Source organism: Winogradskyella tangerina, assembly GCF_003260205.1.
Lineage (GTDB): Bacteria > Bacteroidota > Bacteroidia > Flavobacteriales > Flavobacteriaceae > Winogradskyella > Winogradskyella tangerina.
Genome location: NZ_QERF01000002.1, coordinates 528,517 through 543,158, shown reverse-complemented (window position 1 = coordinate 543,158; position 14,642 = coordinate 528,517). Strand labels below are relative to the sequence as shown.

Below are 14,642 nucleotides of genomic sequence, written 5' to 3'. Positions count from 1 at the left end.
GTAATTGATTTAAAAATGTGCCGAACTGTCAAAATTGTAGCGATGGCATCACTGTAAAGTTAAAAGAATTTCAAACCAAACAAAATGGCATCACCTTGAAAACCGCCTTGATAAGAACGGATGTAATCGAATCTCAAGAAGCGGAACTTACCCCATCCAATATTATCAATTCCTATAGTAAACTCCTGATAAGGCTTATTTCCTGGTGTTGCTAAATTATGCGCACCTACAATAAGGTTAAAATTCAGTTTATTAAGCAACGGAATTTTACCTAAAATGAAACCATTGAAGTCGTGCTCTGCATGCATTTCTAGATAACTATCATTGGTGCTAAGATCATAATAGCCCAGATTATTAAAGACATCGGTGTAATTACCACGTCGGCTTACATTGATCTGGTTACCATTAAAATGTTGGAAATCCATAAACGCAATATCATCGGCATTAAAGAATTTACCTGTTCTAATGTTATATCTAAATCGCCCTTTATCAGCTATATTGAAGGACTGATAAATCCGTGCTTTGATCTGATCGAAATCGTAATCAGAATTAGTGGCGCCAAACCCTTTTTCGTAGCTCAGCACTAAAGTCGGATAAGCATCGCTACCGATATTGAATTTGCTGTCGGGATAACTCAAAAACTTTTGTCCGAAATTAATGCGTCCGGTAACATTCAATTTAACAATGTTGTGGTTTTCAAAAGGTGCAGTGGCACTAGTTGGGTCTAGCGGATTATTGCTTGTATATTCCTGGTCAGCTCTTGGGTAAAAACTTTGATCTGTTGTATTGAAAAGTGCATTTCGTGTTTCGTAGGAAATACTAGAGAACAATCTAAACCCATTAAATAGCTCTTCAGAATAATTAAGTTGAATGAATCGACGTTCGTACAATTTCATATAGTTTTCCTCGAAGAATAACGAGGCGATTGTGTTTCCTATAGGAGTAATCGGGTTTGCAGGATTGAATTGTTGCACTTGTTCACCTCCAGATAAAGTAATGATACGTCGGTTGGTATTATTGAATTTATACGATACCGAACCTGTGAAGCGTAATCGTTCGTCGGAAAAACCGTATTGGAGTCCGGCATTAAAGGCTAAATAACGTCTGAAATCATCGTAACGCTGCGTGAAGAACAGATTTAGTTTGCCTGTATAGCCTTGCACCGTATTAAATTGAACACCACTTATCGGAATATCGAAACCTAAGCTGTAATTTTTATAAGAATTGCGATACGTGTAGCCCAAAACATCACCTAACTTGAATTTGTTTTCAACACGATCTATAGAATCTAAATAGGTCTTAGATTCACGAACGATCTGAATGCTATCTTTTTTGATATAATCGATACGTTCTTCTGAGGTTAATGGAACAGGTCTTATCGTTTTCCAGAATAGCGAATCTTTCTTATTAGCTTCATTTTCAAAAGCTACCAATTCTGGTCCGAAATCTTTACGATCTAAATCTAAATTGAACTCATAATTGCTGTAAACTGCGGTAAATCTTCCATCGCCTTTTATACCAAATATGCCATATTGAAAGTCGATACTTTGGGAGATCAACGCCCATAAATTGTCCTTTTCTGAATAAGAAAAACTCTGTTTAAGTGAGATCAAATCTGCGGCAGGAATTCGTGCTTGGATACCAGTAATATTGAGTTCAATAGCGTAGATATTCCATTGCTCCTCAACGATGTAAATAGTACCTGAAAACACAGGGTCGTTTTCTCGTTTTGGTGTCACTGTTATTTTATTGATGAGGTTACCGCGGTCGTCATAAAATACACCTTCAAGTTTATAGCGGTAATAACCAAAAGCGTTATTGGCAATAGGCGATACTATTTCGTTTCCAAATTCGATAGTGTTATTGTATAAATTGAAATCAACATCTTGGGCATTGTTAAAACTAAAACCACTGTCGTCACCACTAACTTTTGAAGCTGTTATTTTCTCTTTAAGAAGGTTTGGTCTTAAATATTGAATTTTCGAAATGGTCTCAGAAAGGTAAATTATGCCACTTCGTGTTGAGTCTAATCCGCCACCAAGGTCACCGACTTCCTGTCCAAGAATTTTCTCTGGTGCGTCTTTGATTCTAATTAATCCGCGCGAGTAAAAATCAGCTTTAAATGAATTGATCTTATCCAGATTTTCTTTGCGCTTAGCGATGGCTTGCCTTATGATGGCGTTGGCGGGATTGTCTTCGGCATTAACCACAACCTCATTTAGAGATACTGATTCTTCTTCAAGAGTAATATCTATTCGGAATGGAAATTTATCGATCTCAACATTTTTCTTCACCGTTTTATAACCCAAATAGGTATACACAATGGTATAATTCTTAGGTTCTGAAATATTGAGTTCGTAATAACCGTCGTCATTAGTGGTTGTGCCTTTGAAGGTGTTTTCAATAATGACATTTACAAAGGGTAGTGGGTTATTTTTTGTGTCAGTAATGGTACCGGTGATCTGGGCTGAAATGACTGTACTGAATAATAAAAAAAGTAAGCCTAGTAAAGATCTGTTCATAAATTAAGATTGATGGTTATAACTATATAGACGCAACAATTAAACGAATGGTTGCTTATATTGTTTCAAACATAGAAGAAAATTTATGTAAGAAAAGTTATAGCAATCTTAAAGTTATCGAAAACTTTTCTTAATGCGGTCTAGGTTGCGCTTATTGTCGCGGTCTTTAATGGTTTCGCGCTTATCGTATAGCTTTTTCCCCTTGGCTAATGCGACCTCTAATTTGGCTAGCCCTTTGTCATTTATAAAAAGACGTAATGGAATAATAGCATTACCTTTCACATTTACTTCTTTTTCAAGTTTTTTAAGTTCGCGCTTATTAAGTAAAAGTTTACGTTCGGCTTTTGGTTTGTGGTTATAATAATTTCCAAAGACATACTCTTCGATGGTCATATTGATTACGAAAAGCTCACCATGATCATTGAACTCACAGAAACTTTCGGCAATAGATGCCTTACTCGCTCTGATCGATTTAATTTCGGTGCCAGTAAGTACAATTCCAGCCGTGTATTTGTCCAATATCTCATATTGAAATTTAGCTTTTTTATTGAGTATGTTGACCGTTTTTTGCATGGACGGCAAAGGTAGATAAATTTTGATAATCACATCGTTGAAATCACTGTAGAGACTATTATTTCTTCGAGATGCCTACCCCAATGGGGTAGTTGTTTATAAAATGAAATTAAAAAGAAGCTTTTAACGCATTGAAGGTCGCAAATTTTTATTTTATTTAGAGGAAATGATAAACCTAGTTAATCTTTCTCGCCTATCACTTTTAACCATATGTGTCTTTCAGCTTACATTTTTGAATGCACAGAATAAGTTTGCACGCTATACAGCATCAGACGGTTTAACACACGATATAACCTACAATATTATACAAGATTCTAAAGGGTATATCTGGATTGGAACTGACGATGGACTTTCAAAATTTGATGGTCAAAAGTTCACCAATTATGGACTAAAAGACGGATTATTATCCAATTATGTAATGGATATTGTAGAACTACCTGATTATTCTTTTGCAATTTCAACTTGGGGAAGAGGCCTGCATCTTTTAGAAAATGATACCATTAGGAAAAGTGGTAAATTCTCCGATCAAAACAGTAAGATTTATGACATAAAAACTAATGGGAGTAATGTATTCGGTTTTTCTGGGAGTAGTTATTTTTTCTACAATCTGAAAGATTCAATTTTCGAAAAATTGGGCTACAAACGCAACAATGTTTTTGGAACGCATAACGAAGTAGTTTTGGATTTCAATTTGGTTGATGTCAGTATTGTCGGTGATACACTTTTTCTTCATGATCAAGGGCGGTTTAAAGATGATTTTTTTGGTATTAGAATTTTAAATAGTGATCATTCCACCGAATCAGTTTTTCCTTTTTTAGATAGCTATCGTATTTCTGCTATAAAAAAATTAGGTGTAAATAATTACATCTGTGCTAGTGATGATCGACTAATTTTTACTTCGGAAAGCGGTATTAATAAAATCTATCATATTCCTGAAATCACTGAGGATTATAGAATTTCAAAAATCCTGTTGTCCCCATCAAATAAAGACGAATTTGTGCTGCTAGCTCAAGACAAAGATGGATTTAAGAGAATATTTAGTTACGATTGTTCTACCAAAAAAACTGTAGATCTCATTCAAAGTTTGGCGATCACCACAACCGTATCTGATGCGACTTTCGATTTTGAAGGAAATTTGTGGATTACCACCTTTGGCGATGGTGTTTATTGTTTGTACTATTCAAATCCTAAGATCACTTCAAAATTAGTCAACCAGTATGTACTCGATTTGAAAAAACACAAATCACATTTATACGCATTAACCCCTTCTAAGGTCTATAAATTTGATGGTGATAGCTTGGTAGATTCTTTCACAATTGATGGATTTGCAAAAAAAATCGCTTTGGTAAATGACGAAATTAGGATCTCGGCCCTAAGTTTAACGGAACAAATTAATCGTGAAGAAGTACAGGCAATTAAGGGGCGCTATCTGGGAGAGTCTAAATTCGGGATCATTCGGCAAGAGGATACCATTTTTGTAAACGAGTATCCAATTTACTCCGATAATGAAATTATTATAAGCGATTTTAAAGATGAAAAAAATGAGTTGGCACTTTATACCAATAAAGGAAAATGGAACTACAATCCCGAAACAAAACGTTTTTATAACGATGCAGAATTTCAGCTTATAAACCAAACCGAGCGTATTAATGGTCATTGCGAAACTGAAAATAAGGAATACATCTTAACCGATAAGGGTTTAGTGATTTTCTCAAATAATCGCCAGACGCTCTATAACGAATCTAATGGTTTAGAAAACGAACGAATAAACGATATCTTTAGTGATGAGGTTCTCTATTTAGCTACTCAGGGTGGGTTGTCGGTTATTAATAATGATGAGGTTCTCAATTTTTCTAAATCCTTCGGATTAAAATCCTTATCCATTAATAGCATTCTTTCTGTTGGAGAAACCCTTTGGTTAGCTGGCGAAAATGGGATTTCTATAGTTAACAAAAATGATCTTCACAAAACACCTTCACCTAAGATTGATATCAAACAGGTACATACCGAATTCAAAATAAATACCATTTCCTTTAGCAATGTAGGAATTGTGACACAGTACCAACTGAATGGCGAAGACTGGATTACAACTGAGAGTTCTAATAATACACTAGACTTTAGTTCTTACGCCTACGACGATTACCAGTTGCAGTTTAGGTCGAGAAAAGACAATAGTGATTGGATATATAGCGCTCCATATTATTTCAAAATAAAATCACCATGGTATAAAATTTGGTGGGTAATTCTATTGTTTGTTTTAGGCTCTACCTGTTTGTTGGCCCTACTGTTTTACTCAAGATTGAAAGCCGAAGCAAATCGTCGGAAAGCTCTTCAAAACGAAATTGATAAGCGCATCACCGCAGAGCAGGAGTTAAGTGAAGTTAGAGATAATATAGCACAAGATTTTCATGATGACCTCGGGAATAAACTGGCTAGTATTTCACTTTTGTCTGATGTACTCTCTGGAAAGGTAGCTTCTGAAGAAAGCGCTATTGTTAGAACCATTAAAACCGACGCTGATTATCTGTACAAAGGCACTAAAGACTTTATTTTCTCACTTCAGGAGAAAAGCAATTATTTGGATGAATTACAGGTGTATTTGAGCGACTTTGCAGAGGATTATTTACATCAATTTGGAATTGATTTTGAAGTACAATCTAAAGCAAATCATAACATTAAATTACCCCATTATTGGAGTAAGCAAATTATATTTATTTTTAAAGAAGCCATCACAAATACGGTTAAGTATGCGGAAGCGAAATGCGCAAAAATGATATTTAATCTTGAAGACGACCAGTTAATCATCGAATTTACAGATGATGGTGTAGGTTTTGAAACGTTCAACGTAAGTAGTAATGGATTGAATAATATGAAGAATAGAGCTAAAAAAATTGACTGTAATTTGGAGGTTAGTTCGTCAAAGCATGACGGTACAAACATAAAGTTTATTGGAAAACTACCATAAAGGGGTAGCTATAATAATTAAAACATCACCCTACCTTTGTAATAATGAAGAAAGTTGTAATTGTTGAGGATAATATTTCTTTAAGTCAAGGTTTTAAAACCGTAATTAATGGTGCTGTAGGTTTTAAGGTTCAGAATATTTATCACAACGCAGAGGAAGCACTTCAGCATTTTAGATCTGATGCGCCAGATATTGTTTTAATGGATATTGAATTGCCAAAAATGAATGGTGTTGATGCCACAAAAGCAATGAAGGATATAAAGCCTTCCCTTCTGGTTTTAGTGGTGACCGTTTATGAAGACTCCAAAACGGTCTTCGACGCGCTTTGCTCTGGGGCTACAGGGTATCTCACTAAAAATGCATCGAGTAATCAAATTGTTGAAGCTCTGGAAGAACTTATTTCTGGTGGTGCACCAATGAGTATAAAAATTGCACGGATGGTGGTAGATTCATTTAAAAAAGCCACACGCTCAATTTTATCGGATCGTGAAACTGAGGTACTAAATTTATTAGCCACAGGAAAGAGTTATAAAAGTATTGGGGAGGCCTTATTTATTAGTAGAAACACGATAAAATTTCATATAAAAAACATCTATGAGAAGCTGCAGGTTAATAGTAAGGAAGATGCCCTTAAAAAGGCTAGCGACCAGCGCCTAATTTAAATAATGAATTATCCATTTTGGCGACAGCCAGTCGTAATAAACGTATTACATTTAGAGTAATTTTCATATTGGATTTAGTTAGTAATAACCAAATGAAATTCATCAAAGCACAGATTTATTCTGTGCTTTTTTATTTTAAAACTACCCGCTTAGGGTAGATGCCTCGCTTTGCCTATCCTATAGTTTTGTTTATGAATTTCAAACATTCTACTTATGAAAAAAATTTTACTTTCTTGCTTTACTCTATTGTTAACCTTATTTGGGTTTGCTCAAAATGAATTTATTACAACTTGGAAAACTGATAATCCAGGGACTTCAAATTCTACTTCAATTACAATTCCAACATTTTTTGGAGAAACCTATAACTACGATGTCGACTGGAATAATGATGGGAATTATGATTTAGTTGATATTGGTTATACTGGTAATGCCACTTTTGATTTTGGAACACCTGGAACGTATACCATACGCATCCGTGGTACCTTCCCACGAATCTATTTTAATAATGGCGGTGATAAAGATAAATTGTTGTCCATCGATCAATGGGGAAACATTGTCTGGTCGTCTTTTGAAAATGCGTTTTTCGGAGCTTCAAACCTCGCAGGAAATGCTTCCGATGCACCAAATTTATCGAATGTTACAAGTCTAAGACGTATGTTTTCGAACTGCCCATCATTTAATCAAAATATTGGTAACTGGAATGTTTCTACCATCACTGACTTTTCGAGTATGTTGGGAGCAGCCACTTCCTTCAATCAAGATATTGGGAGCTGGGATGTTTCTAGCGGAACTAATTTTGCAGGTATGTTTTTTGAAGCCGTGGTTTTTAATCAGGATATAAGCAACTGGAATACGGTTAATGCCACAAATATGTCTAACATGTTCAATAGTGCCTTTGCCTTCGATCAGGACATAGGATCTTGGAATGTGGAGACTGTCCAAAACTTTAATTTGATGTTTAATATGGCCGGACTTTCAACAGGGAATTATGATAATCTATTAATTGGATGGGATAGTCAAAATCTAAATGCCAATCTAACGCTCGATGCGGGTAGTTCTACATATTGTTCACCACAAGCCATAGCAGCTAGAACAAATCTTATTAACTCTGATGGTTGGATTATTATTGATGCTGGTCAAGACTGTTCTTATTTATTTATTACAACATGGCAGACTAACCTTCCGGGCCTTACAAATTCCACATCTATTACCATCCCGACTTTTTCAGGGGAAACTTATAACTATGATGTTGATTGGGAAAATGATGGAATTTTTGATGATCTCGGAGTTACCGGAAATATCGTTCATGATTATGGAGTTGTTGGAATTTATACCGTTGCAATTAGAGGTACTTTTCCAAGAATATCGCACGCCTCTTCAGGCGGCGATAACCGTAAGATAATTTCAGTAGATCAATGGGGAACGAATCCTTGGACTTCCATGGTTAGAGCATTTAATAGATGTGAAAATTTATCTATTAATGCAACAGATACACCAGATTTAAGCAACGTTTTAAGTATGGACAGTATGTTTTTGAATGCAACATCGATGAACGATAATATAGATAATTGGGATACTTCAAATGTTACTGAAATGAAACTACTCTTCGACGGTGCAACCTCATTTAATCAAGATCTTAGTAATTGGGACACGTCAAACGTCCAAAATATGAATGCAATGTTTTCGGGTGCAACGTCATTTAATGGTGATATTTCAACATGGAACGTATCTAATGTTACGGATATGAATTTTATGTTTGCGTTCGCTTCTTCCTTCAATCAAGATCTAACCAATTGGGATACGTCTAACGTCACTAACATGAATACTATGTTTGCCTTTGCAACAGCATTTAATGGTGATGTAAGTAATTGGAATACCTCTTCAATCACTGGTGCTGGGTTGGCCGGAATGTTTTTTGGAGCAACCTCCTTTGATCAAAATTTAGGATCTTGGAACGTTGAAGGCGCAACAGATCTCGACTTTATGTTCGACGGTGTTACGCTTTCTAGTCCTAATTACGATGCCATCTTGATCGGTTGGGAAGCACAAAATCTACAGCCTAATGTGACCTTTCAAGCAGGTAGTTCACAATACTGCTCCATTGCGGCTCAAAACGCAAGAAATAATATGATCAATTCTGATGGCTGGACTATCAATGACGGCGGAGCATGCCCAACTTTATCCATTGATGATATTGAACTTTCGCAAGTGAAATTATTTCCGAATCCATCAAATTCAACAGTTCATATTACTGGATTTGATATATCTGAATCTCGGGTAATAATCCACGACGTTTCAGGGAAACAAGTTTATTCTAACATCAACTATAGGAAAGATTCAGCAATTGATATAAGTGGTTTCAACTCGGGAATTTATTTTGTAAATATTGAAATTGATAATAGCGTAACAACCATTAAACTGGTGAAAACTTAGTGGCAAAAATCACTAATTCTGTAAATGTCAGTAAAGCACGCTACTTTTTGGTTAAGCGTGCTTTATGTTTTTAAAACTACCCGCTTAGGGTAGATGACCAACCGTGATTGATAAATACATTTATTGAAAATCAATGTAATTATGCAATCAATTAAACCTGTATTATTCTTCCTTCTTAGTCTTTCAATTTGTTGGTCTATTCAGGGGCAATTCAATTTAAAAAAGGCTAAAAAAACACTAACCTCTAATTCTGAAAATAAAATGACATCAAATCCTTGCGACAACAATGGAACCGTAACAATTACTGAAGCTAGTAAGGCTTATACCTTATATAAAAACGTAGTTAAGCAAATAGAACTTGCAGAAAGCTTTGTCTCTAGGGGTCTCACGAAAAGTTCAGAAAGAAATATAGCAAATGCCGAACGCTATTTAGGTAGTCTTTTGAAAAAGGAGCCCAACGCCGATATTTCATCTCTATGCCAACGTATAATTGCCTTAAAATCTGATGCCCAAGAAACTGAAGGTGATGACGAATATTTTTCTAAGATCGCCTATTTTTTAGGGCGATACTACAGTGTGGAAGGCACACCATCGAAACCAGAGCGTTTCGGGATGATCTATGATGATTTTATCAGTCAGGCTTCAAATTTTAATCGTGAAAAGGCTTATCGCAAAATTGAAAGCTCTAATCACAGAAAGGCAGAGGAGGTAAAATCTATTTTAGATGACTATAGCGCTTTTATTGATCGTGAAGGCTTAGTAGATTATTTGATGGATAAGTTAGACGAGGTGAATAGCGATTCGCCAGACCAGTTGATAGCTATGGCAACTACTGTGAAAAAAGCGGCAACCGGATTGAAGAATATTGCTGGTGATAATAGCAATGTAGATCGGCTATTGGCATTTGCAGACAAGCAATTGTCTAAGGCGAATGCCAATATGGGTGATATTTTCACCTCCGATTTTCATAAGGAAAATTTGAAAAAAGTTGTTTTTACACGAACAAGGTTTTCGCCAGGAGATGAGAGCAGTGTTGAGATTAATCCAACCTTTAAACCTGGAGATGCTATCATAGCTACAATTTATCTACCAGCGTCTATAAAAGATGCTGTAAGTAGCTGGAAGGGCTATGGGAAAGGTGGTACAATGGCTATTGAGGTGGAAGATACTAAAGGCGATTTCTTAAATCGTAGGTTCGAATCGTGGGAAGTATCGAGCTATTCAAACTATGAGGTTTCTATAGATGATAATGTAAATAAGGATCAGAGTTATGTTCAATTTGTGCTCATTCCTAATGCGGATTCAGATTTGAGAATTCCAACAAAATGTAAAAATATAACGCCAATTCTGATGGCACGTGGTCTCAGCCTCGAATCTGAACGACTCAAAACCTATAACGTTAAAATAAAGTCTTCTGGTTCAAAAACGGGCTATGTAGAGTATAAGGGGAGTTTTAAAATTGATTTAGCTCAAGGTGAGGGACCGGATTATTACAAGAATGTAGAACGACTTCAAATGGATAAATTATTAGAATCAGCACCGCTACCAACCGCTAAATTGAGTAATAGTGCACTAGAGGCGCAGTTGATTTCAGAAATGAATCGACAAGGATTTCAAGAGCAATTCAAGAAGACTTATATTCAAAAAGACTGGCAACTATTTAAGCCAACGTTTGAAGAACCCTATCGCGAAATGAAGGCATCTTTCACTTATACCACAGCTGATGGTAAATGTGGTTGGCAGACCTATTCCTTCAGAAGTTTTAAAAATGGAAGTGGTGGCTGGTCCGCGCCTCAGAAATGGGGAGGTGCAGACCAAAGACAGCGTATCAGTTGCAAAAAAATGTAATGATAGATTTCTGAAATAAATTAGTTGTTATTGCGCTTTTTATATCGTCTAACCAAGTAGATAATCAATATTAAAATACCCAAGTAGAAAACAAATTTTCCGACTTGTTGTCCTAATTCAAAAGAAGATTGAACGGATAATGACAAAATTTTTGTAGAAATTGTTGTGAAAGTATTCATAGTAGTGCGTTTATTTTTAATAAACCTAATAACAATTCACAAGTAATCAACTACCCTAAAGTGGTGGTATTTGAGAAATAAATTGCAATTTTGAAGTCTTATAATATTCTACAAGTTCATGAAGTATATTTCAATTATCCTAGTTGCAATTTTGATGTTGTCCTGTCAGGAAAATGCGAAGGTCGAAACACTTACGGCTGACGAAATAATCAACAAGTCTATTGAAATTTCTGGTGGTGAAAAGTTTGAAGCATCTGTGATTCGTTTTAATTTCAGGGATAAATACTATGTAGCGAGAAGGAATAAAGGTAATTTTTCATTGATCCGGATGTTTAAAATAGAAGAAGATTCGGTATTTGACCTCTTGTCGAATAATGGATTTGAACGCTTCGTAAACAACGATAGAGCAGCCTTGTCGGACTCCCTTAAAACGGTCTATTCGGCTTCGGTAAATTCTGTTCACTATTTTTCAGTTTTACCTTTTGGTTTAAACGACGCTGCTGTAAACAAAGAGCTTATAGGCGCGGAGCAGATTAAGAAAAAGGACTACTTCAAAATTAAGGTGACTTTCAGTGAAAATGGTGGTGGTGAAGATTTTGAAGATGTCTTTATTTATTGGGTAAACAAAGAGAGTTTTAAACCCGACTATTTAGCCTATTCTTTTAATGAGGATGATGGCAAGGGATTACGTTTTAGAAAAGCCTATAACGAACGATTTATAGACGGCTTACGTTTTGTAGATTATAGCAATTATAAACCTGAAGACGAATCTACAAGTCTTGAAAACCTAGGTAAGGCCTTTGATAATGATCAATTGATCTTATTATCTAAAATAGAACTTGAAAATGTTGAGGTTGAATTAATTGACCTTTAACAATGTTGAAGTTTTTGAATCTTCAGTAATTGTAACAATATAAAGATTGGCATTATTGTCCTCACTCATTTGCTCGTATTTTTTATCACCTAATAGTAAATTAGCGAACATTGGTGTTGTATTACCATGACCTACAATTAGAACGGTTTTACCGGCAGTCTCTTTTAAAAAATCTTCTTTTTTCATACTTCGAGGATCGTAATAGGTAATGTCTATATTATGCATCTCTGCTGTTGGTCTTGCCGTTTCTTTTGTTCTATTGTAATCTGTAGAATAAATCATGTCAAATTCGACATCTTTAAATGTGCTAGCCCATTCTTTAGCACGTTTTTCGCCGTCTTCAGTGAGGTGTGGATCTCTATTTGATATATCTGATTTATCCTTCTCAGCATGCCTTATCAAATAGTAAGTTGTGGTTTTTGGTTCTTCAATAAATTTTTCTTCAAATGGTCCTTCCCATATCACTTCTTCAATTAACCATTTGCCATCATCTTTAGAGAGCAATACATAATCTAGACCCCAAGCGGCGGTCACTTTTGCAGCTGCAATATGATTGCTAATTTCAAGCACTTTCACACTACGCATTTTAGTCTCATCTCTTGTGCGTCCCTGATCCTTAAGTGTTTGTGCAAGCTTCAGTGCATTTTCATAACTTAAATGCTGATAGTATTTATACTCGCCGGTTTCTTTATCTTTCAGATATCCAAATTTATAAAGTCTTGGTTTTAATGCGGCTTTTAATTTGGTGGTGTCACCTTGATAAAATCCGTCAATATAATTATTGAGCGTAGCTTCAATCTGTGCTTTATCAGAAGTATCTTGACTAAAAGATATAAACGTGAATAGGAGCAATAGGGTAGTGATGATCGATTTCATAATAAGAACTAATAGTTAGTCCTTCAAAGATAAATTAGAAAAGGAGATGAGATTCAAAAAGTATGTTAAATAACTCTACGCTAGGTCTAAAGCAATTTCCATCATGCTTTTGAAGGTTGTTTCGCGTTCTTTACTTGTGGTATGTTCTCCAGTTACAAGTGAATCTGAAATAGTGAGTATCGCTAAAGCATTTACATTGTGTTTTGCAGCAACAGTATATAAACCAGCAGCCTCCATTTCAACACATAGAACACCAAATTTGGACCATTTTTTATAAGATTCAATATCGTCTTCATAGAATTCATCTGATGATAGAACATTCCCTGCTTTAATTGGAATATTTTTAGATTTTGCTACTTCAACAGCTTTTATAAATAATCCAAAATCTGCCGTAGGTGCATAATCAGCGCCACCAAAACGCAGCTCGTTAACACCTGATGTTGATGAAGCCGCCATGGCTAAGACCACATCCCTGATCTTTACTTCTTTCTGGTAAGACCCTGCACTTCCAACGCGAATAAGATTCTTTACGCCGAAATCTTTAATGAGTTCATTAGCATAAATCGAAATACTTGGAATTCCCATACCACTTCCCATTGTTGAAATACGCTTACCATTGTAAGTTCCTGTATAGCCATACATGCCTCTTACTTCATTGAAACAAAAGTAATCTTCAAGGAAAGTTTCAGCGATCCACTTGGCTCTTAAGGGATCTCCTGGTAATAAAATGGTTTCTGCAATTTCGCCTTTTTTGGCACCGATATGTACACTCATGCCATAAAGTTAAGCAAAGTGTTTGAAACTAATAGGTAGAATGTGATGTTTGATTAGTCATCATGGCAACTCCCGATGAAGCACCAATTCTATGAACACCGACTTCTATATATTTTAAGGCAGTTTCGGCATCTCTAATTCCACCAGAAGCTTTTATTTTCAATTGATCTTTTACACTCTTTTTCATGATCTTTACAGCAGTAAGTGTGGCACCACTTTTTGAAAATCCTGTAGAGGTTTTTACAAAATCGGCTTTGGCATCGATACAAATTTCGCAAGCTTTTACAATCTCATTCTTCGATAGCTCACTAATTTCTAAGATAACCTTTAGAGGTGTAAGGCCAATAGCCCGTTTCACATCACTGATATCTTTGAGTACTGCTACGTGGTTTTTACTTTTCAAGCGACCAATATTCATCACCATGTCTATTTCTGAGGCACCTTGCTCAATGGCTTTTTTGGCTTCAAATATTTTTGCTTCAGTAGACATGGCTCCTAAGGGAAAACCAACTACAGTACAAACCTTTACATCTGAACGGCCTAAGGCTTGTTTTGCAAAAGGTACATAGCTGCTATTTACACATACCGAATAGAAATTATATTTTAATGCTTCTTCACAAAGATTAAGAATGTCTGTTTCAGTCGCTGTAGGACTCAATAATGTATGATCTATATATCTATTTAAATCCATTTATTATAAGTAGGGTTTATAAAATAATTAACTATAGTAATTCCCTTTCAGTTGGAGGGAAAACTAGACAAGATTAACTAAGTAATAAGTCGTGTTGGAATTAAATAGCTCGATAAAATTAATGATTTATCCGTTAAAATACACGTTAAAACTAAAATATTATTGTGCATTTCATCGAAAAATAATTCACTTCATAGACAAATATCTGTAAAACAAGGGCTTAAATTGATTCGAAAATGAACCTA

General features: G+C 35.5%; 10 protein-coding genes. 5 read left to right on the top strand and 5 right to left on the bottom strand.

The window, feature by feature from the left end; all coding sequences use genetic code 11:
- Positions 1–59: 59 nt before the first annotated feature.
- Both DDY94_RS05155 and smpB read right to left on the bottom strand, forming a co-directional pair.
- Entirely contained in the window at positions 60–2,522 is a 2,463-nt protein-coding gene (locus tag DDY94_RS05155) for a DUF5686 and carboxypeptidase regulatory-like domain-containing protein (RefSeq protein WP_111682970.1), read from the bottom strand.
- A gap of 114 nt (positions 2,523–2,636) precedes the next feature.
- Positions 2,637–3,095 (bottom strand): SsrA-binding protein SmpB, encoded by a 459-nt coding sequence (gene smpB / locus DDY94_RS05150; RefSeq protein ID WP_111682969.1) that lies wholly within the window; start codon positions 3,093–3,095, stop codon positions 2,637–2,639.
- A gap of 166 nt (positions 3,096–3,261) precedes the next feature.
- Between smpB and DDY94_RS05145 the strand changes: the two genes are divergently transcribed.
- The 5 genes from DDY94_RS05145 to DDY94_RS05125 all read left to right on the top strand — a co-directional run bounded on the left by DDY94_RS05145 (position 3,262) and on the right by DDY94_RS05125 (position 12,056).
- A complete protein-coding gene (locus DDY94_RS05145) occupies positions 3,262–6,060 on the top strand; it encodes a sensor histidine kinase (RefSeq protein ID WP_111682968.1) in 2,799 nt (932 codons plus the stop codon).
- 44 nt (positions 6,061–6,104) lie between these two features.
- Entirely contained in the window at positions 6,105–6,722 is a 618-nt protein-coding gene (locus DDY94_RS05140; RefSeq protein WP_232817820.1) for a response regulator transcription factor, read from the top strand.
- Positions 6,723–6,935: 213 nt separating this feature from the next.
- Entirely contained in the window at positions 6,936–9,155 is a 2,220-nt protein-coding gene (locus DDY94_RS05135; RefSeq protein ID WP_111682966.1) for a BspA family leucine-rich repeat surface protein, read from the top strand.
- Between the two features lie 141 nt (positions 9,156–9,296).
- Positions 9,297–11,003, top strand: a complete 1,707-nt coding sequence (locus DDY94_RS05130; protein WP_111682965.1) for a hypothetical protein — start codon at positions 9,297–9,299, stop codon at positions 11,001–11,003.
- A gap of 297 nt (positions 11,004–11,300) precedes the next feature.
- Positions 11,301–12,056 carry a DUF6503 family protein gene (locus DDY94_RS05125; protein WP_111682964.1) on the top strand — a complete coding sequence of 252 codons (756 nt, stop codon included), beginning with the start codon at positions 11,301–11,303 and terminating at the stop codon, positions 12,054–12,056.
- Here DDY94_RS05125 and DDY94_RS05120 read toward each other — a convergent pair.
- The 3 genes from DDY94_RS05120 to deoC all read right to left on the bottom strand — a co-directional run bounded on the left by DDY94_RS05120 (position 12,042) and on the right by deoC (position 14,397).
- A complete protein-coding gene (locus DDY94_RS05120; RefSeq protein ID WP_111682963.1) occupies positions 12,042–12,932 on the bottom strand; it encodes a histidine phosphatase family protein in 891 nt (296 codons plus the stop codon). The genes DDY94_RS05125 and DDY94_RS05120 overlap by 15 nt on opposite strands.
- 75 nt (positions 12,933–13,007) lie before the next feature.
- Positions 13,008–13,706, bottom strand: a complete 699-nt coding sequence (gene deoD / locus DDY94_RS05115; RefSeq protein ID WP_111682962.1) for a purine-nucleoside phosphorylase — start codon at positions 13,704–13,706, stop codon at positions 13,008–13,010.
- A gap of 28 nt (positions 13,707–13,734) precedes the next feature.
- On the bottom strand, positions 13,735–14,397 hold the full coding sequence (gene deoC / locus DDY94_RS05110; protein WP_111682961.1) for a deoxyribose-phosphate aldolase: 663 nt from the start codon (positions 14,395–14,397) through the stop codon (positions 13,735–13,737).
- Between the last annotated feature and the right edge of the window lie 245 nt (positions 14,398–14,642).

Coding starts and splice junctions, on each gene's coding strand:
- DDY94_RS05155 (WP_111682970.1), bottom strand. CDS start 2,522: ATGAACAGATCTTTACTAGGCTTACTTTTTTTATTATTCAGTACAGTC.
- smpB (WP_111682969.1), bottom strand. CDS start 3,095: ATGCAAAAAACGGTCAACATACTCAATAAAAAAGCTAAATTTCAATAT.
- DDY94_RS05145 (WP_111682968.1), top strand. CDS start 3,262: ATGATAAACCTAGTTAATCTTTCTCGCCTATCACTTTTAACCATATGT.
- DDY94_RS05140 (WP_232817820.1), top strand. CDS start 6,105: ATGAAGAAAGTTGTAATTGTTGAGGATAATATTTCTTTAAGTCAAGGT.
- DDY94_RS05135 (WP_111682966.1), top strand. CDS start 6,936: ATGAAAAAAATTTTACTTTCTTGCTTTACTCTATTGTTAACCTTATTT.
- DDY94_RS05130 (WP_111682965.1), top strand. CDS start 9,297: ATGCAATCAATTAAACCTGTATTATTCTTCCTTCTTAGTCTTTCAATT.
- DDY94_RS05125 (WP_111682964.1), top strand. CDS start 11,301: ATGAAGTATATTTCAATTATCCTAGTTGCAATTTTGATGTTGTCCTGT.
- DDY94_RS05120 (WP_111682963.1), bottom strand. CDS start 12,932: ATGAAATCGATCATCACTACCCTATTGCTCCTATTCACGTTTATATCT.
- deoD (WP_111682962.1), bottom strand. CDS start 13,706: ATGAGTGTACATATCGGTGCCAAAAAAGGCGAAATTGCAGAAACCATT.
- deoC (WP_111682961.1), bottom strand. CDS start 14,397: ATGGATTTAAATAGATATATAGATCATACATTATTGAGTCCTACAGCG.